The sequence below is a fragment of the Psychromonas sp. B3M02 genome, from assembly GCF_003318165.1.
In the GTDB taxonomy this organism is placed as follows: Bacteria; Pseudomonadota; Gammaproteobacteria; order Enterobacterales; family Psychromonadaceae; genus Psychromonas.
Genome location: NZ_QOCB01000040.1, coordinates 56,987 through 78,246 on the forward strand (window position 1 = coordinate 56,987; position 21,260 = coordinate 78,246).

18 protein-coding genes and 1 pseudogene are annotated in these 21,260 nt (G+C 39.3%); 13 read left to right on the top strand and 6 right to left on the bottom strand.

Annotation, left to right across the window (positions count from 1 at the left end; translation table 11 throughout):
- The first annotated feature begins 4 nt into the window (after nucleotides 1-4).
- The 7 genes and pseudogenes from DS885_RS06000 (at nucleotide 5) to DS885_RS06025 (ending at nucleotide 6,015) form a co-directional block, all read left to right on the top strand.
- Nucleotides 5-850, top strand: a complete 846-nt coding sequence (locus DS885_RS06000; RefSeq protein WP_113818495.1) for a sugar phosphate isomerase/epimerase family protein — start codon at nucleotides 5-7, stop codon at nucleotides 848-850.
- 37 nt (nucleotides 851-887) lie between these two features.
- Nucleotides 888-1,934 (top strand): isopenicillin N synthase family dioxygenase, encoded by a 1,047-nt coding sequence (locus DS885_RS06005; protein WP_113818497.1) that lies wholly within the window; start codon nucleotides 888-890, stop codon nucleotides 1,932-1,934.
- A 46-nt stretch (nucleotides 1,935-1,980) separates the two neighbouring features.
- Nucleotides 1,981-2,781, top strand: coding sequence for an ABC transporter substrate-binding protein (locus tag DS885_RS06010; RefSeq protein ID WP_113818499.1), 801 nt, complete (start codon nucleotides 1,981-1,983; stop codon nucleotides 2,779-2,781).
- 89 nt (nucleotides 2,782-2,870) lie between these two features.
- Nucleotides 2,871-3,521: pseudogene (locus DS885_RS17745) on the top strand (amino acid ABC transporter permease); the annotation flags it as partial.
- A 117-nt stretch (nucleotides 3,522-3,638) separates the two neighbouring features.
- Nucleotides 3,639-4,400: an amino acid ABC transporter ATP-binding protein gene (locus tag DS885_RS17750; protein WP_258546855.1), complete on the top strand. Its 762-nt coding sequence runs from the start codon at nucleotides 3,639-3,641 to the stop codon at nucleotides 4,398-4,400.
- Nucleotides 4,400-5,131 (top strand): class II aldolase/adducin family protein, encoded by a 732-nt coding sequence (locus DS885_RS06020; RefSeq protein WP_113818503.1) that lies wholly within the window; start codon nucleotides 4,400-4,402, stop codon nucleotides 5,129-5,131. The genes DS885_RS17750 and DS885_RS06020 overlap by 1 nt, the downstream gene beginning before the upstream one ends.
- Before the next feature lie 2 nt (nucleotides 5,132-5,133).
- Nucleotides 5,134-6,015, top strand: coding sequence for an NAD(P)-dependent oxidoreductase (locus DS885_RS06025; RefSeq protein WP_113818505.1), 882 nt, complete (start codon nucleotides 5,134-5,136; stop codon nucleotides 6,013-6,015).
- Between the two features lie 17 nt (nucleotides 6,016-6,032).
- Here DS885_RS06025 and DS885_RS06030 read toward each other — a convergent pair whose 3' ends face one another.
- A complete protein-coding gene (locus tag DS885_RS06030) occupies nucleotides 6,033-6,845 on the bottom strand; it encodes a MurR/RpiR family transcriptional regulator (RefSeq protein ID WP_113818507.1) in 813 nt (270 codons plus the stop codon).
- 271 nt (nucleotides 6,846-7,116) lie between these two features.
- On the opposite strand from DS885_RS06030, the gene DS885_RS06035 reads away from it, so the two are divergent.
- From DS885_RS06035 to DS885_RS06045, 3 genes are all read left to right on the top strand, one after another.
- Nucleotides 7,117-9,054: a bifunctional 5-dehydro-2-deoxygluconokinase/5-dehydro-2-deoxyphosphogluconate aldolase gene (locus tag DS885_RS06035; RefSeq protein WP_113818510.1), complete on the top strand. Its 1,938-nt coding sequence runs from the start codon at nucleotides 7,117-7,119 to the stop codon at nucleotides 9,052-9,054.
- Nucleotides 9,055-9,125: 71 nt separating this feature from the next.
- The gene (locus tag DS885_RS06040) at nucleotides 9,126-10,634 is read left to right on the top strand and encodes a CoA-acylating methylmalonate-semialdehyde dehydrogenase (RefSeq protein WP_113818512.1); all 1,509 of its coding nucleotides are present in this window, start codon (nucleotides 9,126-9,128) and stop codon (nucleotides 10,632-10,634) included.
- Between the two features lie 83 nt (nucleotides 10,635-10,717).
- On the top strand, nucleotides 10,718-11,473 hold the full coding sequence (locus tag DS885_RS06045; RefSeq protein ID WP_113818514.1) for a sulfite exporter TauE/SafE family protein: 756 nt from the start codon (nucleotides 10,718-10,720) through the stop codon (nucleotides 11,471-11,473).
- Nucleotides 11,474-11,689: 216 nt separating this feature from the next.
- On the opposite strand, the gene DS885_RS06050 is transcribed toward DS885_RS06045, so the two are convergent.
- Both DS885_RS06050 and DS885_RS06055 read right to left on the bottom strand, forming a co-directional pair.
- On the bottom strand, nucleotides 11,690-12,346 hold the full coding sequence (locus DS885_RS06050; RefSeq protein ID WP_113818515.1) for a 3-oxoacid CoA-transferase subunit B: 657 nt from the start codon (nucleotides 12,344-12,346) through the stop codon (nucleotides 11,690-11,692).
- Nucleotides 12,347-12,355: 9 nt separating this feature from the next.
- Complete coding sequence (locus DS885_RS06055) at nucleotides 12,356-13,060, bottom strand: CoA transferase subunit A (protein ID WP_113818517.1); 705 nt, start codon at nucleotides 13,058-13,060, stop codon at nucleotides 12,356-12,358.
- A gap of 1,113 nt (nucleotides 13,061-14,173) precedes the next feature.
- Between DS885_RS06055 and DS885_RS06060 the strand changes: the two genes are divergently transcribed.
- From DS885_RS06060 to DS885_RS06070, 3 genes are all read left to right on the top strand, one after another.
- A complete protein-coding gene (locus DS885_RS06060) occupies nucleotides 14,174-15,118 on the top strand; it encodes a sugar ABC transporter substrate-binding protein (protein ID WP_113818519.1) in 945 nt (314 codons plus the stop codon).
- Between the two features lie 89 nt (nucleotides 15,119-15,207).
- Nucleotides 15,208-16,401, top strand: a complete 1,194-nt coding sequence (locus DS885_RS06065) for an ABC transporter permease (protein WP_258546853.1) — start codon at nucleotides 15,208-15,210, stop codon at nucleotides 16,399-16,401.
- Between the two features lies 1 nt (nucleotide 16,402).
- The gene (locus tag DS885_RS06070; RefSeq protein WP_113818521.1) at nucleotides 16,403-17,182 is read left to right on the top strand and encodes an ATP-binding cassette domain-containing protein; all 780 of its coding nucleotides are present in this window, start codon (nucleotides 16,403-16,405) and stop codon (nucleotides 17,180-17,182) included.
- Between the two features lie 676 nt (nucleotides 17,183-17,858).
- Here DS885_RS06070 and DS885_RS06075 read toward each other — a convergent pair.
- The 3 genes from DS885_RS06075 to DS885_RS06085 form a co-directional block, all read right to left on the bottom strand.
- On the bottom strand, nucleotides 17,859-18,686 hold the full coding sequence (locus DS885_RS06075; protein WP_113818523.1) for a sugar phosphate isomerase/epimerase family protein: 828 nt from the start codon (nucleotides 18,684-18,686) through the stop codon (nucleotides 17,859-17,861).
- 106 nt (nucleotides 18,687-18,792) lie between these two features.
- Nucleotides 18,793-19,776 (bottom strand): inositol 2-dehydrogenase, encoded by a 984-nt coding sequence (gene iolG / locus DS885_RS06080; RefSeq protein WP_113818525.1) that lies wholly within the window; start codon nucleotides 19,774-19,776, stop codon nucleotides 18,793-18,795.
- A gap of 40 nt (nucleotides 19,777-19,816) precedes the next feature.
- Complete coding sequence (locus DS885_RS06085; RefSeq protein ID WP_113818527.1) at nucleotides 19,817-20,998, bottom strand: acetyl-CoA C-acetyltransferase; 1,182 nt, start codon at nucleotides 20,996-20,998, stop codon at nucleotides 19,817-19,819.
- Nucleotides 20,999-21,260 lie beyond the last annotated feature (262 nt).

Genomic DNA, 21,260 nt, shown 5'->3' on the forward strand with positions numbered 1-21,260 from the left:
AGCAATGGAATTAGCATTATATCGAACATTATGGGGTGTTAAAGAGCCTATTACAGCATTAGCCGATAAACTAAATGCCGCTGGTTTTGAAGGCGTAGAAGGCAGGATCCCTACCGATCCTGATGCAAGACAAATATTTAAACAGGCTTTAAAAACAACGGGTTTAGACTACATTGCGATTATTTTTACCGGTGGTGACGTTATTCCTGATCAAAGTATGACGGTAGATGATCACTTAAATGTGCTCGCTGAACAGCTTGTTTACGCTAAAGAATTAAATGCACAATTTGTTAATGTATTAGCCGGCAATGACCGTTGGTCGATGACAACGCAAGTGACATTTTTTACAAAAGCAGTCGCGATTTCAAAAAAATTAGGGGTGACATGTAGTTTTGAAACTCACCGAGGCACATCACTTTATAGCCCGTGGGTGACTCTGGAATTAATGGAAAAAGTGCCTGAGATGTTATTTACAATGGATATTAGCCATTGGATTTTAGTGGCTGAACGTCTATTAGACCGACCTGAAGATGACCTATCAGTGTTCTTGAAGCGTGTGTTTCATATCCAAGCGAGGATCGGTTATGACCAAGGCGCACAAGTGCCGCATCCTGCTGCACCTGAGTATCAAGCCTCGTTGGCCTTTCATCAACATTTATGGGAACAGGTGTGGGCAAATCATCAATCAGAAGGGCGTAAAATCACTACTATGACAACAGAGTTTGGCCCAGATGGTTATTTACATCACCTCCCTTTTACCAATGTGCCCGTTGCTGATTTATGGTCATTAAACGATTGGATGGCACAAGAAGAAAGAGCGCATTTTTCACGATTTAAACAAGCGTTATAAGTTAAACGTAACCAATTGATAGATTTAAAGGATTAACATGAACAATCAAAAAAATACCTTTACTAGTATTCCTGTTGTCGATGTCTCCGGATTATTTAGTGATGATAAACAGCAACGTGAAACAGTTGCACAAGAAATGGGTAAAGCAGCCGCGGACGTTGGTTTTTTATACATCACTGGTCACGGTATTCCTAAACAGAAAATAGCTAACTTGCGCCTCGCGGCAAAACGCTTTTTTAGCCAGCCATTGGATACCAAAATGCAACACTACATTGGTGATTCTAAAACTCATAAAGGTTTTGTGCCTGAAGGTGAGGAAATTTATGGAACGGGTAAGCCAGATAATAAAGAAGCTTACGATGTGGGGTTTCCTGCCCCTAAAGATAATCCATATGTATTAAATAACACCCCCTTAATCGGTGAAAATGAATGGCCTGCGTTAGCTGAATTTCGAGAGCCTATTTTAGATTATTACAATACGCTTTTTGCATTAGGTAGAAAATTGTTTTCTGGGTTTGCATTGGCACTGGGCTTAGAGGAAACCTATTTTGATAGCATGGTGACATGTCCCCCAGCTAAATTGCGTTTAATTCATTATCCATTCGATGAAAAGGTGGTTGATCGCCCGGGGATTGGTGCGCATACCGACTACGAATGTTTCACTATGTTATTAGCTGATCAACCTGGTTTAGAAGTTTTAAATGATGATGACGTGTGGGTCGATGCACCGCCGGTGACATTAGGTGATGAGGAAGCGTTTGTGATTAACATCGGTGACATGCTAGAAGTATTAACCGCTGGGAAGTTTGTTGCGACCTCTCACCGCGTTAGAAAAGTTGCCCACGAGCGTTATTCATTTCCATTGTTTTTTGCTTGTGATTACGACACATTGGTTAAACCATTACCCCAATTTGACGATGGACAAAGTGAGTATAAAGAATTAAGTATTGGTGAGCATATGTATAGTCAAGCATTACAAACTTATCGTTACTTACGAGAAAAAGTCGCAAAAGGTGAGTTGTCATTGCCAGAGCGAGCAACAGGTGTCGCCACCTTTGGGCATTTAAAGAAACAGAAAGGATAACAAGAGAATACCTAACTTAAACGAATTTTTAACAAGGAGCATACTTATGGAAAAGGCAAAAAAATTACTCACAACAACACTCATTGCAGCAGCAATTGGTACAAGTTCAACCAGTGTTATGGCTGCATCAACACTCTCAGAAGGTAAGTTAACGGTTGGCATGGAGATCACTTATCCACCATTTGAGTCCTATGAAGGTGATAAAGTTGTCGGGTTTGATCCTGAACTAACGGCACTATTAACCAATAAAATGGGAGTTGGTTATGAGTTTAGTGATAATAAATTCACAGGATTGATTTTGGGTCTAGGGGCGAATAAATTTGATGCAGTGATCTCGGGTATGTATATCATTCCAGATCGCCTGAAAAAAGCCGACGCAATTCCCTATGCGAAAACGGGCGCTTCCATTATGGTGCCTAAAAACAGTGATATTCAACCTAAAACCGGTGAAGATTTATGTGGTGTTAAAGTAGGCCTGCAACAAGGAACGACCTGGGTTAAGACTCTAAATGATTTATCCACTTCATATTGCGTGAAAAATGGTCTTAAACCTATCATAGTTCAAGAGTTTCCAACGGCACCTGAAGTGACACAAGCGATGATGTCAGGGAATGTACAGGCTCAACTTGAAATTGCTGGTGCCGCAACCATGTTTGTAGAGCGTACTAAAGGGCGTGTTCAAATTAGTTCAGATACGCTTGTTTTCCCTCAAACATTGGGCATCTACATCAAAAAAGGCAATGAGCAGTTAAAAGTGGAATTAGAAAAAGCGATGGCTGAAATTAAAGCCGACGGCTCTTATCAGCAGTTAATTACAAAATATGAATTATCGCCAGTGAGTGAATAATTTGAGATAGCTATGGCGAAGGCCATAGCTACTTAATCTGTTTTATATGCCATATTGGCTAGAAGTTATTGGCTTCTAGAGGAGTTGTTATGAGTTTAGATTGGCAGTATTTCTTTTCACTGTTTACCCTATCTGCTTTCTATGAAGCTTGTGTTGTAGTGATTTTGTTGAGTGTGTTAGCGTGGACAATTGGTGCTGTATTAGGCTTTGTTGTCGCTTGTGCTAAGTTATCTGATAAAAAATGGTTATCAATACCAACCTCTGTGTTTGTTTGGTTTTTCCGTAGTGTGCCTTTATTAGTGGTACTCGTGTTTGTTTATAATATGCCACAGTTATTTCCTTCTACCGGCGCTTACCTTGGCGTGCCTTTTTTTGCTGGGTTAGTCAGCTTGGTTGTTACTGAAGCTGCTTATATGGCGGAGATACACCGTAGTGGTTTATTATCTGTTGCTAAAGGGCAAAAAGAAGCTGGGCATGCGTTGAGCATTGGTTTCTTTGGTATTCAACGTATTATTATTATTCCGCAAGCCGTTCGAGTCTCTATGCCTGCGATGATCAATGAGTTTGTGACTATCATTAAATTAAGCTCGTTAGTTTCTGCGATCTCTTTGTCGGAAATTTTACAAGTTGGCCAACGACTTTATTCTCAAAACTTCTTAGTATTAGAAACCTTATTAGCAGTAGCGGTTTATTATGTAGCGATTGTGACTATTTTTAGCTCTATTTTGCATTGGGCTGAAAAGAAAATGGATATTCCTTCGCGCTCTCCTGAAGCCCTGTCAGATGAACAGTGTGCGCGTTTAAGAGGTCAAGCAAAGGCGATTGGTAGTACTGCTATTGATCCAACTCAAAGAGGTGTGCCTAATGCATTATCTTTACGTCAAATTAAAAAATCATACGGGCAGCATGAGGTACTTAAAGGAATTAACCTCAATGTAAAACCTGGCGAGGTATTAAGTATTATTGGGCCTTCAGGTTCAGGCAAAACAACGCTAATTAGAACGATTAATGACCTAGAGAAGATCGATAATGGCGAAATAGTCTTGTTTGGTGAAGATTTTATTAAGCCTAAACAAGAAAGTATTAAGCGTGATGTTTACCAAGGTATTAAACGTATTGGCATGGTGTTTCAATCATTTAATTTATTTCCGCACAAAACTGTATTGCAGAATATTATGATAGCGCCTCATTATCACGATAAAAATAGCACGATAAAAGAGACAAAAGCACAAGCTTTGTTTTTATTAGACCGTGTTGGTTTATTAGCACATGCCCATAAATATCCCCATCAACTTTCTGGGGGGCAACAGCAGCGTGTTGCCATTGCTCGTGCGTTAGCGATGTCGCCTGATATTATGTTATTTGATGAGCCAACTTCAGCTTTAGACCCAGAAATGGTAGGCGAAGTATTAAAAGTAATTCAAGATTTAGCCAAAGAGGGGATGACGATGATCATCGTGACACATGAAATGGAGTTTGCTTTGTCGGTATCAGATCGTGTCATTATGATGGAGGAGGGCGTAGTGCAAGTCGATGCAAGTCCTAATGACATTATTAACAATCCTAATCAGAGTGCGAGCTTTGAACGTATTAAAGAATTTATGGGGAAAACTGCCTAATGGACGCAAAAGAACAAAAATTACGCCTAGATTTAGCCGCTGCTTATCGTTTAGCAGCGATGTTTGGTTGGGAAGATACGTTATACACACACTTTTCGGTGCGCTTACCAGGGGAAGGCGAGCCTCGATTTTTAATTAATCCATTTGGATTGATGTTTGATGAGGTCACCGCGAGTAATTTAATTGTGGTGAATGCTCAGGGTGAGATTATTAGTGGAGATGCAAAATATAACCCTGCAGGGTTTACCATTCACAGTGCCGTGCACAACGCACGCGATGATGCTCACTGCGTTATTCACACGCATACTTTAGCGGGAATGGCGGTCGCGGCTTGTGAGAAAGGGTTAATGAATCTTAATCAAATCAGTGCTGAGTTTCATCAACAAGTGGGTTATCACGAATACGAAGGTGTAGCGTTTAATTTAGATGAAAGAGAGCGCATTCAAGCTTCACTGGGTAACAATATGGCACTTATTTTAAAAAGTCATGGATTATTGAGTGTCGGTGAAACAGTGGCAGATGCTTTTCAAATTATGTTTTATTTGAATAAAGCGTGTGAAATTCAATTAGCAGTAGGTCAAATGTCGGGCTTATCTTCTATTGATATTATTCCAGATAAGTTAGCAAGTTATGTCTCAGGGCAGTTTAAAAAAGTAGCTCATGAACGACAGATCGTATGGGATGCATGGTTAAGGAAGCTTGACCGTATCGATCCATCTTATAAGGAGTAATCATGAAGCCTATTGTATTAAGCATGATTGATAATGAAGCCTTAACAGAGGAATTACTTCTTTGTGCAAAGGAACACCATCCTGAAGTTGAATGGGTATTACCTGATAACCCTTTAGCAAGGCAAGCAAAAATAGCGGCCTGTTGGTATCCACCAAGTACTATTTTAAAGGATTACCCTGAATTAACCTGCCTGTATTCAGTGGGAGCAGGAGTAGATAATTTAGGTGATTTGCTGGATTCTGGTGTTGAAATTTCGCGCATTGTTGATGATGGGCAAAAGCTAGGTATGTTTGAATATGTGCTGTGGGGCGTTTTATATTATCAACGAGATATGGATAAATACCATCAAGATAACCAGTTAAAACAATGGAACCCATTGCCGCAACGTTCGATGCAAAATATTAAAGTAGGTATTTTGGGCTTAGGTGAGTTGGGGGGATATGTTGGAGAAAAATTAGCCGCAATGGGCTATCAAGTTTCTGGTTGGTCGAGAACAAAAAAGCATATTGAAGGGGTTATTAGCTATTCTGGTCAAGATGCGCTGCCAGAGTTATTGGAGGACCTAGATATATTGGTTAATTTATTACCGTTAAATCCAGAAACAAAGGGGATGTTGAATCTTGCTCTTCTTTCAAAATTACCCAGTAAAGCAGCTTTGATTCATTGTGGACGCGGTGACCATTTAGTGGAAGGTGACTTAGAGGAGCTGCTTAATAGCAACCGTCTCCGCGGTGCGATACTAGATGTTTTTTCTACCGAGCCATTACCAAAGGAAAGCAATCTAATGGCAATGGATAAAGTATTTGTTACGCCTCATATCGCTTCTAGTGCAAGCAATGAAAGCATTGTTTCACAAGTCTCACAATTTAGCTTAACGTTATGAAGGGTGATGTTATGCGTTTATTGGAACGCCAGTGCAACGACTAAAGATTGCACTAAGCAAAGTGACGCTGACTGTGATCTAAAAGCGTCCACTTTACCTTCATTGACGACAAAACAGACATCACTCCAAGCGGCCAAAGGGCTCATTTTACTGTCTGTGATGATTATTTGCTTGGCTCCTTTTTGTGAGACGGACTCAGTTAACACCTGTGTTTCTTTCGCATAGGGACTAAAGCTGATCGACAATAGCACATCATTAGTACCGATCATTGATGCCTGTTCATCAAACATGCCACCTAACCCATCGAGTAAAAAAGTTTTTCGGCCTACGTGACGCAAAGCATAAGTTAAATAAGCAGCTGTACTATATGAACGTCGCAAACCAAGAATATAAATATTTTCAGCATTACTTAAGATATTTACCGCCAACGTTAATTGCTGTTCAGAGGCTTGTGTTGCTAATTGGTGCATTGCTTCAGAATTAACACGTGCAAATTCTTGTAAAATTGGTAATGGTTTTTCTAATGATGTTGTATTGTTCTCTTTATACAAACGTGCTCTATCGGTATAGCTTGTTGTCTCTTCAATTAAGTCTTGTCTAAATAATTTTTTTATTTCATTGAAACCTGAAAACTCAAAAGCTTTTGCAAAGCGAATTAAAGTGGAAGGAGGTACGTTTGCTTGTGTGGCAATTGTCGCAATCGTATCAAAAGCAAGACTCTGATTGTTTTCTAAAACATAACTTGCTACTTGCTGTAATCGTTTACTCAAGGTTGCATATTGCGTATTAATTTGTGCTTGTAGTTGAGCAATATTGGTAGCAGCTGTCATTATATTTCCTTAAATGAGTCAACAATGAACTATTTATTTCATATTAACATAGTATGAAATACATAAATTTCAATCAATATAACGAAATTACAGCAAGTTAGATACCTTACTTTTTTTAACAATCTCACACTTAATACTTTAAGTGAAATAAAAATTTCAATTTAAGTTGATTTTGAAAATTTTATTTCATAAAGTGCGTTGAGATTCAGCGAAAATAGATTCAAACGAAATAGGCTGAAAAGACAAATTGCTATATTTGGAGTGACTGACCATGCCAACATCAATACCAACAGCAGAACACACGAAAACCTTAGATCTTATTTGTATGGGACGAGTTGCAGTAGATTTTTATGGGCAACAAATAGGTTCACGCCTTGAGGATATGTCTTCATTTTCAAAGTACCTAGGTGGATCTTCAGGTAATGTTGCTTATGGCACAGCAATACAAGGCTTGAGATCATCAATGCTCGCACGCGTCGGGGATGAGCATATGGGGCGTTTTATAAAGGAAGAGCTTGATCGTGTGGGAGTGGATACGCGTTACTTAATTAAAGACCAGCAACGTTTAACTGCATTGGTTATCTTAGGTATTAAAGATGCAGATACCTTCCCGCTTATTTTTTATCGTGATAATTGTGCTGATATGGCAATTACAGCTGATGATGTGCAAGAAAAGTATATTGCCTCTGCACGTTGTTTAGCGATTACAGGGACTCATTTGTCCAATCCGCAAACGCGTGAAGCGGTACTGACAGCATTAAAGTATGCCAAACGGCATGCAGTTAAAACCGTACTGGATATCGACTACCGCCCTATTTTATGGGGCCTTACTTCTCTAGGTGATGGTGAAACCCGCTTTATTGCATCGTCATCAGTGACTCAACAACTACAAGATGTTTTACACCTATTCGATCTGATTGTAGGCACGGAGGAGGAGTTTCATATTGCAGGCGGTAAAATGGAAACGATTAAAGCCTTACAACAGGTACGTGAAGTTAGCCAAGCAGAATTGGTGTGTAAACGTGGGCCGCTAGGGTGTTCTGTTTTTTCTGGAGACATTCCAAATACGTTAGATGATGGTATTACGGTTCAAGGTGTACGAGTAGAGGTGCTAAACGTATTAGGCGCAGGCGATGCTTTTATATCCGGTCTATTACGCGGTTATTTAAAGGGAGAAAGTTGGGAGCGGTCTTGTTCCTATGCTAATGCCTGTGGTGCATTGGTTGTTTCACGCCATGGTTGTGCGCCGGCAATGCCTTCAAAAGAAGAGTTAGATAATTATCTACTACGTGTTGATCAAGTGCCGCGCCCTGATTTAGATAGTCAATTAACTCACTTACATCGCGTTACTACACGTAGAAAAGAATGGCCTGAGTTGTGTGTATTAGCTTTTGATCACCGCAGTCAATTGTTAGAGATGGCTAATCACTTCAAAGCAGATCTGTCTCGCATCGAGCACTTAAAACAACTCATTTTTAGCGCTAGTCAAGAGACGGTGAAGGAAGCAGGCTTATCAGGTAAGGGCGGCATATTATGTGATAGTCGCTTTGGGCAATCGGTATTAAATGAAGCAACGGGTAGCGGTACTTGGATAGGTCGGCCAATCGAACTGCCAGGCTCTCGTCCGCTGATGTTAGAACATGGCAACATTGGATCTCAGTTAGTGAATTGGCCTGTAGAGCATGTTGTTAAATGCTTAGTTTTTTGTCACCCAGAAGATAGTGAGCATATACAGTCAGAGCAGGAAAAGACAGTAAAAGAAGTGTTTGAGGCCTGTTGTTTGTCAGGGCATGAGTTGCTTTTAGAAGTTATTTTACCAAAAGACATGCCACAAGGTGACCAATATTATGTGGCGCTACTAACACGTTTATACGAGTTGGGGATTAAGCCAGACTGGTGGAAATTACCACCTTTAAGCGCTGCATCATGGGCACAAATAAGCGAACTTATTGATGCTAATGACACTCATTGCCGAGGTGTTGTTTTATTAGGATTAGATATGCCCATGGAGCAACTGAGGTCGGGGTTTGATAGTGCATCACAGTGTAAGTGGGTAAAAGGCTTTGCTGTAGGGCGTACTATTTTTGGTGAACCGTCACGAGCATGGTTTGCTAATGATATTGACGATATCACGTTAATTACAGAAATAAAGCGTAACTATCTCGCCATTATTCAAGCATGGCAAGCTCGTAAAAAGCACAGTGATTAAATTCATCGTTAGCGACATGATGCATTAACTTATCACGCTATCATTTATCGTATGTTGTAAGGAACTTACTTATGGAAACCATTCAAAATTTTATTAATGGCCAAGTTAGCACCAGTCATAGTGGTCGCTTTTCACCAGTATTTAATCCCGCTACTGGGAAACAAACACGGCAAGTTGTATTGAGCAATGAAGTGGAAACCCTTGCTGCTATTGATGCTGCAGATTCTGCCTTCCCAACTTGGTCAAAAATATCACCGCTAAAGCGTGCCCGTATTATGTTTGCTTTTAAAACGTTATTAGAAAGTAATAAAGATAAGCTTGCTCGTCTTATTTCTAATGAGCACGGTAAGGTATATTCCGATGCGTTAGGGGAAATAACCCGCGGGTTAGAAGTGGTGGAGTTTGCATGTGGTATCCCACATTTACAAAAAGGCGAACATTCTGCCAACGTAGGCACAGGAGTCGACAGTTACTCACTAATGCAGCCTCTAGGTGTATGTGTTGGTATTACGCCTTTTAATTTCCCTGCAATGGTACCCATGTGGATGTTTCCAATCGCCCTTGCTACGGGCAATACTTTTGTTCTTAAACCTTCTGAGAAAGATCCCTCATTAGCATTGCAGTTAGCGATTTTATTAAAAGAAGCTGGGTTGCCAGACGGTGTGTTCAACGTTGTGAATGGAGACAAACAAGCTGTTGATCAATTATTGAGTGACTCAAGAGTACAAGCTGTTAGTTTTGTCGGCTCAACACCTATTGCAGAGTACATCTATAACACGGCTTCTTCATATGGTAAGCGCTGCCAAGCATTAGGCGGTGCTAAAAATCATTGTTTATTAATGCCTGACGCTGATATTGATATGGCTGCTAATGCCATTATCGGTGCTGCTTATGGCTCTGCAGGAGAGCGATGCATGGCTTTATCTGTGGTGGTGGCGGTAGGCGATCAGGCGGCAGATCAATTAATTGAGCAACTTAGAACAGAAATTAACAAGATGACAATAGGGCCAGGTATTGTCGAAGGATCTGAAAATGATATGGGACCTGTTGTTACTGCTGAGCATAAATCTAAAATATGTGATTTCATTGCTACTGGTAAAGAGCAGGGGGCTACTTTGTTAGTTGATGGGCGTAATTTAACAGTGCAAGGTAACGAAAAAGGGTATTTTTTAGGGCCTACTTTGTTTGATCATGTTTCACCTGATATGACTATCTATAAAGAAGAAATTTTTGGCCCTGTGTTAGCGGTTGTCAGAGTGCCTAATTATAAAACAGGGCTCGCGCTTATTAATCGTTGTGAATACGGTAATGGTACCGCGATTTTTACTCGTGATGGTGAAACTGCACGTGAATTTAGTGAGAATGTATTAGCTGGAATGGTAGGTGTAAACGTGCCGATTCCTGTACCGATGGCATTTCATAGTTTTGGTGGCTGGAAACGTTCTATTTTTGGGCCATTAAATGTACATGGTGACGATGGAGTTCGTTTTTATACACAAATGAAAACCGTTACTACGCGTTGGCCTGCGAGTATTCGCTTAGAAGAACATGCTAATACTTTTACTATGCCAACCATGTAGTTGACTGTGTTGGCACACAAAGCAGGTGCAAGAGATCCTTTAGTCCTGCTTTGCTTTTTCAACTTTTGACATTAGGGTCGATTATGATGATCGTTTCAGATCCTTGGTTTTATGTAACGGCGATTCCTGCGGTGATTATTTATGGCATTGGTAAAGGGGGACTCGGTGGTGCATTGGGCATTATTGCTGTTCCATTAATGGCCATAACCATTGCGCCTACTCAAGCTGCTGCTATTTTATTACCTATTTTATGTTTGATGGATTTCTTTGCAGTTAAGCAGCATTACTGCAATGCGAATTATTCAATATTAAAGCGCATGTTACCTGGGGCGACGTTGGGGGTTGTATTAGCCGGTCTATTTTTAAGTGTTATTTCTGAAGCTGGATTAAAGTTAGTTATTGGTAGTTTATCGCTGTTATTTTGTTTGTTATATGTAATGAAGGGCGTTGGTAATCATACTCATAACGGCATATTTAGTGCGTGGTTTTGGAGTACATTGAGCGGTTTCTCTAGTACTGCGCTGCATGCTGGTGGTGGACCTGCTAGTATTTACCTACTGCCTCTAAGGTTGGAAAAAGTCACATTAATCGCAACGATGGCAGTTTTATTTGCCATTATTAACCTTTTTAAACTCATTCCATACTCTTTACTAGGTGAGTTTGATCATACTAATTTAATAACTTCATTGCTGCTGATACCATTTGCACCGATAGGTGTGAAGTTAGGGATCCTGCTTTTGCATAAAGCCAGTCAACTTTTAGTTTATCGTTTATGTTATCTATTTTTATTTTTATCTGGTGCTAAGCTGTGTTGGGATGGAATGAACTTTTTTATATAAGCAGTTTTAAAGCTGATTGGAATGGAAAAGCAATAAATAACAAAAAACAGAAAGTAACACCATTACAACAATGGTTAAGGATGTTACTCCCATTCATACTAATTAACTTTTTTCGTTAAGATTAGCTTACGTCGTAAACTAAATCATATTTTCTATGTAAAATGTAAAATGTATATTTAATATAACAGTTATCGTTACTTTAATTCTTAATCTAGATTAAAATTTCATTTCAGGTACCTTTGCTGGTACAACTAACTCACCTTCAGTGAGTTTGACTATCTCCTCCACGGTGACTCCTGGCGCGTGTTCAATTAGGTGAAATTTACCCGCTTTTATTTCGATAAAAGCTAAGTCTGTTAATACTTTTTTAATACATCCTTTACCTGTTAAAGGGAGTGAGCAATTAGCTAATAGCTTTGATTGCCCATGTTTTGAGGCATGTGTCATGGTCACAATAATATTCTCAGCTCCTGCGACTAAATCCATTGCGCCGCCCATCCCTTTAATGAGCTTCCCTGGGATCATATAAGAGGCTATATTACCGTTTACATCTACTTCAAAGGCACCTAGTACGGTTAAATCTACGTGACCCCCTCTAATCATTGCAAAAGACTCTGCGGAATCAAAAAATGATGCGCCTTTTGCCACTGTCACTGTTTGTTTACCTGCATTAATAAGATCCGCATCTACTGTCTCTTCTGTCGGAAATTGACCCATGCCTAATAAACCATTTTCAGACTGCAACATCACTTCGATACCTGCAGGTAAATAGTTAGCAACCAAGGTAGGAATGCCAATGCCAAGGTTAACGTAGAACCCATCTTGTATTTCTTGAGCGACACGTTGTGCCATTTGTTCGCGAGATAAAGTCATGTCAGCTCCTTATTGAGTAGCTTGTATTGTGCGTTGTTCGATGCGTTTTTCAAATGTACCTAAAATAATGCGATTAACATAAATGCCTGGGGTATGGATTTGGTCGGGATCTAATTCTCCTGATTCAACAATCTCTTCAACTTCTACTACGGTTATTTTTCCCGCTGTTGCTGCCATTGGATTGAAGTTACGGGCTGTTTTTCTGAAAATTAGGTTGCCATAGCGATCTGCTTTCCATGCTTTCACAATAGCGAAGTCACCTTTGATTGCATGTTCTAAAATATAATGTTTCCCCCCTATTTCTCTCTCTTCTTTACCTTCTGCAACAGGTGTCCCGTAACCGGTTGCTGTAAAAAAGGCAGGGATACCGGCACCGCCAGCACGCATTTTTTCAGCCAATGTGCCTTGAGGTGTCAACTCAACGTCTAATTCTCCAGACATCATTTGTCGTTCAAACTCTGCATTTTCACCCACATATGAAGCAATGATTTTTTTGATTTGGCGATTGGGCAGCAGCAGACCTAAACCAAAGTTGTCTACTCCACAGTTATTTGAAACGATAGTAAGACCTTTGGTGCCCCTTTTTTCAATTTCTGATATTAAATTTTCAGGAATACCACATAAGCCGAAACCGCCAGCTATGATTGTCATGTTATCTTCTAGGCCTGCCATTGCCTCCTCATAACTTGACACTACTTTGTCAAACCCTGCCATTGTATTCTCCTTTCGTTGTATGGTGACCATTCAATTTAAAATCAGCATTAATATCAATGCATTAGTTTTTTAGTTTGCTTTATAAACGTCATCATTAATCACTTCTTAAGAAGTAAAATAATTAATCTGAACCGAATATAACCTAAGTTTTTATTTTTGAAAATTATTTTTCATGCTTATGTGAAGGAGGAGATATTTTAAAATCATAACTGTAAATATGTATTTAAAACCAGAGGGATAATTAAATTTATTTTAAAACATGTGTTTACGGTTTTTTGATGGGGCGGTTATTGATATTTAATTTTCTTGTTATGAAGGAGGGGAAACTCCCGTGGCCTCATTCTTTATTTTCAGGGCTTGTTTTATGAAAAAAATATATCTTTTAAGAAGCGGTGATGACTGGCGATAAATAGGAATATGATGCTAGCTCACACATGATGTTGGCCGACGTAAAACGGCCTGCTGGTGCTGATTAATTTAGATGAAGGATAAACTGTGTTGTATCAGTTATCGTTACACGAGTGGTTTTATCCCCCCTTTTTTTTGAATAAGCCGTATTTCACATGGCTATATATTTTTGTTTCTAGCCTTGCTCGCTTCATTTTCATTACTTCTAATTGGGTGTTTCCTAATACTCTTTATGGTGACTTTAATTCATTAAGTAATTTAGTAATACAATTCAATTGTTGTTTTTGCGTTTATTATGAAAATATTTTTTTGGTTTTTTTGCGCCTGTAATGGCTCTCTTTTAAAATGTGAACTCATGCGATAATTTTGTTTTTTTCATTGTTTTTTTGATTTATTTAGGAGTAATTAAGGTTTTTTGTTCTATTTATTGCTCTGTGTAGGGTTTTTTGATGAGAAATGTTATTTAAATTCGACTTAGTTAACATTTGAGCAACAAGTAATTTTTAAGCTGTGGCTTAACTTGATTTGAAAGATTAGTATGAGTTTGTTCTTATTTGAAAATAATTTTTCATTGTTAATTTCAATTAAAAAATAGTTAAGTTCAACAGAAAACAATTACTCCTGATAGTTAATATAAAGCGGAGCTTTAACAATTATTAGTAGCAATTATTTTTTAATTCAAAAGTACTATCAAGGAGAGCTTTAATGAAGAAATTTAAACTATTAACAGCGGCTGTATTGTCAATGGCTATTGCAGGACCGTTGGTATCTATGTCTGCTATTGCTGAGCGCTATGTATTAGTAAGTCACGCACCAGATTCGGATAGCTGGTGGAATACTGTTAAAAACGGTGTGGCATTAGCTGGTAAGCAAATGGATGTGGAAGTTGAATATCGTAACCCTCCGACTGGTGACTTAGCTGATATGGCACGTATTATACAACAAGCAGCTGCTTCTAACCCCGATGGTATCATCACTACGCTTGCTGATTATGATGTCCTTAGTGAACCGATCAGAAATGCAGTAGATCAAGGTATTAATGTCATTATTATGAATTCAGGTTCACCAGAACAAGCACGTGAAGTGGGTGCTTTAATGTTTGTAGGTCAGCCTGAATATGATGCTGGATTTGCAGCCGGGCAACGTGCAAAGGGTGATGGTATTAAGTCTTTTGTCTGTGTAAATCATGCTATTTCAAATGCAGTTGTAAGTGAGCGTTGCCGTGGTTTTGCTGCTGGTTTAGGCGTGGAGTTAGGTAATTCAATGTTAGATAGCGGACAAGACCCCGCTGAAATAAAAAACCGTGTACTTGCTTACCTAAGCTCAAACCCTGATACCGATGCAATATTAACCATTGGTCCTACTTCAGCTGATCCAACTATTTTAGCGTTACAAGAAAATGGTTTAGCAGGAGATATTTATTTTGGCACATTTGATTTAGGTGAAAATATCGTAAAAGCGATCAAATCAGGTGTTATTCAATGGGGAATTGATCAACAACCCTTCTTACAAGCTTACTTGCCTGTTGTTATCTTAGCTAACTATGATCGCTACGGAGTGCTACCTGGTAATAATATCAACTCAGGGCCAGGCTTCGTGACAAAAGATGGATTAGCATTAGTTGAAAAATATGCAGGTGAATACCGTTAATTTTTAACACTATATGGCCAGTGCTGACTATAGGTGGCTGGCTTTTTATCTCAAAATATATTCTTCTAGTTAAATTCAGAGGTCAAAAGATGAAAGAATCAACCATAACGCAAGCAGATATGACTGCCAAGCCTGAAGAGCCTATTAAAACGCGAAAGAGCACTAAGCCAGCAGAGTCGGTTGAAAAAACTGATGAGCGTGTGAAGACGCGTTCCAGCTTTCGACAAGCACTGATTAGACCTGAACTAGGCGGGATTTGCGGCACTATTCTCGTATTTACTTTCTTTTTATTAACTGCTAGTGACTCTGGCATGTTCTCGGCATCAGGAGTAATTAACTGGTCGGTTGTCTCATCACAATTTATTATTATTGCCGTCGGGGCTTGCTTGTTAATGATTGCCGGGGAGTTTGACTTATCTGTTGGCTCGATGATTGGCTTCAGTGGTATGTCCATTGCTTTATTATCGGTGACCTTCGGGTGGCCTGTCTGGATGGCAATTATTGCAACTTTCGTATTGTGTATGGCTATTGGGGCGTTAAATGGCTGGTTAGTAATTAAAACCGGCTTACCCAGCTTTATTGTTACCTTAGCCTTCTTATTTATTTTACGTGGTTTAACTATTTTTGCTGCCATTTCAACGACCAATAAAACCATTGTTGGTGGTATTAAAGATGCTGCTGAAGGGGATTGGTTAGCCCCGATTTTTGGCGGAAAAGTTTTCACTGGTTTTTTTCAATGGATGGGTGATAACGGTTGGATTGATACATTTGAACGAGGTTTCAAAAAAGGTCAACCAGTTGTTGATGGTATTCCAATGTTAATGATTTGGGCAATTATATTATTGGTATTTGCTCACTGGTTATTAACTAAAACTAAATTTGGTAACTGGATCTTCGCCTCTGGTGGTAATGCTCAAGCTGCTACTTATGTTGGTGTACCGGTGAATCGCGTTAAAATTCTTATGTTCATGTTCAGTGCTTTTTGTGCCTGTGTTTTTGCGACTTCACAAGTAATGGAATTTGGCTCAGCTGGGGCAGACCGTGGTCTATTAAAAGAGTTTGAGGCAATTATTTCAGTGGTTATTGGTGGTGCTTTATTAACGGGCGGTTATGGTTCTGTTATTGGCGCTGCACTGGGGGCAATTATTTTTGGTGTAGTACAACAAGGCTTATTCTTTGCAGGTGTAGAAAGCTCACTGTTCAGGGTTTTCCTAGGTGCGATATTGTTATTCGCCGTAATACTTAATACCTACATTCGCCGTATGATCACAGGGGAGAAATAACATGAGTGAACCAATCATCGAAATGAAAAGAATCGAGAAACATTTTGGATCTGTTATTGCGTTATCAGGCGTCTCCTTAAAAGTGATGCCAGGTGAATGTCTTTGCTTGTTAGGTGATAATGGCGCAGGTAAATCGACTTTTATTAAAACTATGGCTGGTGTGCATAAACCTTCATTAGGAGAGATCTATTTCGAAGGAACGCCAATGAGCTTTGAGTGCCCTCGCGATGCTATTACTGCTGGTATTGCTACAGTTTATCAAGATCTTGCAATGATTCCTTTAATGTCAGTGGCGCGTAACTTTTTCATGGGTAATGAACCGACTAAAAAAATTGCCGGTATCAACTTCTTTGACCATAAATTGGCTAATGAAGTGACTATGAAAGAGATGAAAAAAATGGGGATTAATTTACGGTCTGCCGATCAAGCAATTGGGACGCTATCGGGTGGTGAGCGCCAAACGGTTGCGATTGCTCGTGCAGTATACTTTGGTGCTAAAGTGCTTATTTTGGATGAACCAACATCAGCGCTTGGTGTACGTCAAACTGCAAACGTATTAGCTACTATCGATAAAGTACGTAAACGTGGTATTGCGGTTGTGTTTATTACGCATAACGTTCGACATGCAATGGCTGTGGGTGATGCATTTACCGTATTAAACCGTGGCAAAACATTAGGTACCGCAAGGAAAGGGGAAATTACTTCGGAAGAGTTACAAAATCTAATGGCCGGTGGTGCAACACTAGCGACCTTAGAAGGTTCATTATCCGGTACTGTTTAGTGTTATAGATGGTGTTCAGTAAAGTAAAACTGGATACCATGATACTAACTCCTCCTATGATTTCTTACCTTGCTTTATCTTACAAAATTCATTTACTACACAGCCTTGTATCCAGTGCAAATAATGCTCGCCCATAATCACTTGGCGCTAATTGTTTCTCGGGTCAAACCTTCGCTCTATGGTGTGCTTGGTAGAGGCTGTATATTCATGGTTACACTGCCTCTTGTTTCTGGCCTCACATGTTTTTTGAAAGCTGATAATCTTGAGAGTTTTACAATAGAATAAATCATCGATCATTCTATGGTTTATCTTTATCTTAAAATCTTATGGTAGCTACCACTATTAAGCATGACAATGGCTGTATTACTTAATATTTAAAAGCGTATTCGTATTGATATCCCCAATAAATGGCTTATCCATGTTATTTGTTAACACAGCCCACTTGCTCGTTGTAAATTTGCAAAAGGAACAGCTTTTACGACTGAATTGACCTGCTTTTACAGCGTGAAATTTAGATAACATATTTAATGCTATAGGTATAAGTTGTCACTTAAGTCTTGTTTTTATGAGGATAAAAATAGCTAATTTAATGAATAGGTAGGAATAGGTCTATCAGAGACAATAAAAATGCTTCTGTATCATATTACTACAATAGAGAAGCCAAGGGGGGATGCTATTATTTGACTAACTTTTGCATACCTTGCAGCATTTTTTCTGCGGTATCATAATGGTCGCTTTCCCAGAGCTGGTCGTTTAAGAACTCACCAGAATAGAAACCGTCATAACCAGTCGATTGGATTGCATCAACCCATTCCTGTAATGGAATTTGACCTTCGCCAATTAAGAAGCCCCGTAACTCTTTTTCATCTACCCAAGGTTGGTTTTCACCTGGTCTTAGGCCATCTGAAATATGGATGTTGTAGATAAGCGCTTTATCCACTTTAGCTACTTGCTCTAAACTTGCACCTCGGCAGGCCCACAAGTGCCAAGTGTCTAATACAAAACCAAAATTATCGCGTCCTACTGCATCATGCAATCGGAAGTAATCATCTAATTTTGCAATAGGTGTCCATGCAGCCCCTTCAAACTGAAAACGAATGTTGTGCTGTTTGCCGATATCGGCAATATGAGCGATGTTTTGAGCGGTAATTTTAATATTATCTTCAACAGATAAGCCATTCAGCGCTTCAAAAGAGTTAAGTTGAATTGTTGGTGCGCCTATCTCGCTGGCAAATTGACATAATATTTCAACTTGCTTGTATACGGCTTGTTGGGTATTTTTGTCTGCAGCTTCTACACTGCCAACAATATCTATTGCAGAGGGCTTTATACCTGCGTTATCTAGTTTTGTTTTTAATGCTTTGCTGGTTAACCCACTGTTAATATACCGCCATAATTTCTCTGTATGGATCTCTAATCCTTGATAACCGGTTTCTTCAGCAAGTCGAATATCACTTACGATATTGTTGTATAAAGAGCACATGCCATGTAATGCAAATTTCATAAAATCACCCAGTGGAATATATTTAAATTCAAGTTATGTGTGAGTTAAAATAAGAAATAATATGTTGAGTATCGTTTCTTAAGATGTTTAAAAACAGTAAGTATCTTTATAAGATGACCGTTTTATTGGTTGTTAAGGAAGTTAATGCTGCATCGGCTAGCGCTAATGCTCTTTCTCCATCAATACCTGGTGACCGTGATTGTGCACCACCTAATACCTCGACAAAGTGATTCCATTCGTTTTTATAAGCGCCAGCATAACGTTGTAAAAAGAAGTACTCTGGAGTTGCTTCCACAGCACCTTGATCACTAAATTGTTTAACTGCATTCTCAGTAATATTGTTTGCTGTTAATAAACCTTGGCTACCGTGTACTTCTATTCGTTGATCGTAGCCATAACCTGAGCGTCGACTATTGTTGATTGTGGCGATTGCACCTGAAGCAAACGTTAATACAACAACTGAGGTATCAATGTCACCTGCTTTTCCGATATCAGGATCAACCATGCAACTACCATAAGCAGTAATAGTCGTTGGTTCTGCATTCATTAAATAACGTACCATGTCGAAATCATGAATTGTCATATCACGATACATGCCACCAGAGGTTTTTGCATAATCTGCAGGCGGCGCGGCGGGATCGCGTGAAGTAATGGTGATAGATTCAATTTGCCCGATTGCATGGTTATTTAAGCGAGTTTTAAGCTCATTGAAATGTGCGTCATAACGTCGGTTAAAGGCAATGAATAGAGTGGTGTCATTTTTTTTCACAACTTCTAAGCATTGGCGTACTTTTGTTAAATCAAGGTCGATAGGCTTTTCACAGAAAACCGCTTTACCGTGTTGAGATGCCATTTCGATGAAGTTAACGTGTGTGTCGGTTGCAGAACAAATGCAGATTGCATGAATGTTGGGATCTGCCATAGCTTCTTCAACTGATTGTATTTTGGCATCGTATTTTTCCGCTAACTCTTCACGCCCAGCAACATAGGGATCTATGATTGAATAAACATTTGTTTGTGCATGATCGTGTATATTTTGACCGTGAATACGGCCAATTCTTCCTACGCCAAATAGTGCAATATTGAACATATCGTTGTCCTCTGAATTGAATTGTCGATGATAATTAACGTTATTTTATATTTTCTACGACGATCGCCGTCCCTTGTCCACCACCAATACATAGAGTGGCCAATCCATAACGAGCATCTCTTTTGTTAAGTTCATGTATTAGAGTCACCAGAATACGCGCTCCTGATGCACCAATTGGATGTCCAAGTGAAATAGCGCCACCATTAACATTGGTTTTGTTAGGATCTAAACTCAACCCTTGTATGACGGAAAGTGCTTGCGCAGCGAAAGCTTCATTAGCTTCTGTTAAATCGATATCTTGTATGGTGAGATTTGCCTTTAATAATGCTTTTTGTGTGGCTGGTACAGGGCCAAATCCCATAATGTTAGGATCTACACCGGCGCTGGCATGAGAAACGATCCTTGCTAATGGTGTTAAACCTAATGCGTTCGCTTTTTCAGCGGACATCAGTACGAGAGCACTTGCACCATCATTAATACCTGATGAGTTGCCTGCTGTGACTGTCCCTTCTTTTTTAAAGGCGGGCTTTAATCGATTCAAACGTTTTAAGGTGGTATCCGATCTTGGAAACTCATCTGTGTCGCAAATAATCTCACCTTGACGGGTGGTAATACTGTGAGGTGCAATTTCCTCCGCAAATTTATTTTCAGCAATAGCGGCTTGAGTACGTTGTTGCGATTGTAGTGCGTAGTTGTCTTGCGCAACACGGGAGATGTTATATTTTTCAGCTAAATTTTCTGCTGTTATTCCCATATGTATGTCGGTAAAGCTATCCGTTAATCCATCGCAGAGAATTGTATCGGTAATTTGGGTGTGTCCGAATGGTTTACCGCTTCTATGTTGGTCGATAACATGGGCCGCGTTCGACATACTTTCTGTACCACCCACTATAATGATCTCTGATTCATTTGTTTGAATAGCTTGAATGCCAATGGTTACTGCTTTTAAGCCAGATCCGCAGACTTTAGAGACTGTGAAGGCGGTACTTTCTTGGGGAATGCCTGCTTTTATTTGAACTTGCCTTGCTATATTTTGGCCATGACCTGCTGCTAATACATTACCTAATATGACTTGTTCGACTTGATCTGGTTTGATACCTGCTTTATCGATAGCTCTTTTAACGGCTGTTATTCCTAGTTCAACAGCACTTACATTGGCAAACATACCTGAAAACGAGCCTATTGCAGTTCGTACTGCGCTTACAATCACGATATCTTTCATATTAACCTCTTTGTTTAACTGTCGGCTTTAATCATTTTTCAGTAAATACTCATAAATTTTTAAAATTTTTTTTCCATATCTAGAGTTTTATAATGGAAAAATATTTTTCATTTTTGTGTGCGTTGATATTATTATTTATTTTTTAAAACCGCTATCCGTTTAAAGAATCTTTTTATCGAAACGTTAAGCGTATCACTACTCTTTAATTGAAATGAGATTTATATATCTTAAGCTTATGTTTTTAAATTGATTATTTGTTTTT

Coding starts and splice junctions, on each gene's coding strand:
- DS885_RS06085 (WP_113818527.1), bottom strand. CDS start 20,998: ATGAAAGATATCGTGATTGTAAGCGCAGTACGAACTGCAATAGGCTCG.
- DS885_RS06065 (WP_258546853.1), top strand. CDS start 15,208: ATGAAAGAATCAACCATAACGCAAGCAGATATGACTGCCAAGCCTGAA.
- DS885_RS06070 (WP_113818521.1), top strand. CDS start 16,403: ATGAGTGAACCAATCATCGAAATGAAAAGAATCGAGAAACATTTTGGA.
- DS885_RS06035 (WP_113818510.1), top strand. CDS start 7,117: ATGCCAACATCAATACCAACAGCAGAACACACGAAAACCTTAGATCTT.
- DS885_RS06010 (WP_113818499.1), top strand. CDS start 1,981: ATGGAAAAGGCAAAAAAATTACTCACAACAACACTCATTGCAGCAGCA.
- DS885_RS06075 (WP_113818523.1), bottom strand. CDS start 18,686: ATGAAATTTGCATTACATGGCATGTGCTCTTTATACAACAATATCGTA.
- DS885_RS06060 (WP_113818519.1), top strand. CDS start 14,174: ATGAAGAAATTTAAACTATTAACAGCGGCTGTATTGTCAATGGCTATT.
- DS885_RS06005 (WP_113818497.1), top strand. CDS start 888: ATGAACAATCAAAAAAATACCTTTACTAGTATTCCTGTTGTCGATGTC.
- iolG (WP_113818525.1), bottom strand. CDS start 19,776: ATGTTCAATATTGCACTATTTGGCGTAGGAAGAATTGGCCGTATTCAC.
- DS885_RS06000 (WP_113818495.1), top strand. CDS start 5: ATGGAATTAGCATTATATCGAACATTATGGGGTGTTAAAGAGCCTATT.
- DS885_RS06025 (WP_113818505.1), top strand. CDS start 5,134: ATGAAGCCTATTGTATTAAGCATGATTGATAATGAAGCCTTAACAGAG.
- DS885_RS06040 (WP_113818512.1), top strand. CDS start 9,126: ATGGAAACCATTCAAAATTTTATTAATGGCCAAGTTAGCACCAGTCAT.
- DS885_RS06020 (WP_113818503.1), top strand. CDS start 4,400: ATGGACGCAAAAGAACAAAAATTACGCCTAGATTTAGCCGCTGCTTAT.
- DS885_RS06050 (WP_113818515.1), bottom strand. CDS start 12,346: ATGACTTTATCTCGCGAACAAATGGCACAACGTGTCGCTCAAGAAATA.
- DS885_RS06055 (WP_113818517.1), bottom strand. CDS start 13,060: ATGGCAGGGTTTGACAAAGTAGTGTCAAGTTATGAGGAGGCAATGGCA.
- DS885_RS06030 (WP_113818507.1), bottom strand. CDS start 6,845: ATGACAGCTGCTACCAATATTGCTCAACTACAAGCACAAATTAATACG.
- DS885_RS06045 (WP_113818514.1), top strand. CDS start 10,718: ATGATGATCGTTTCAGATCCTTGGTTTTATGTAACGGCGATTCCTGCG.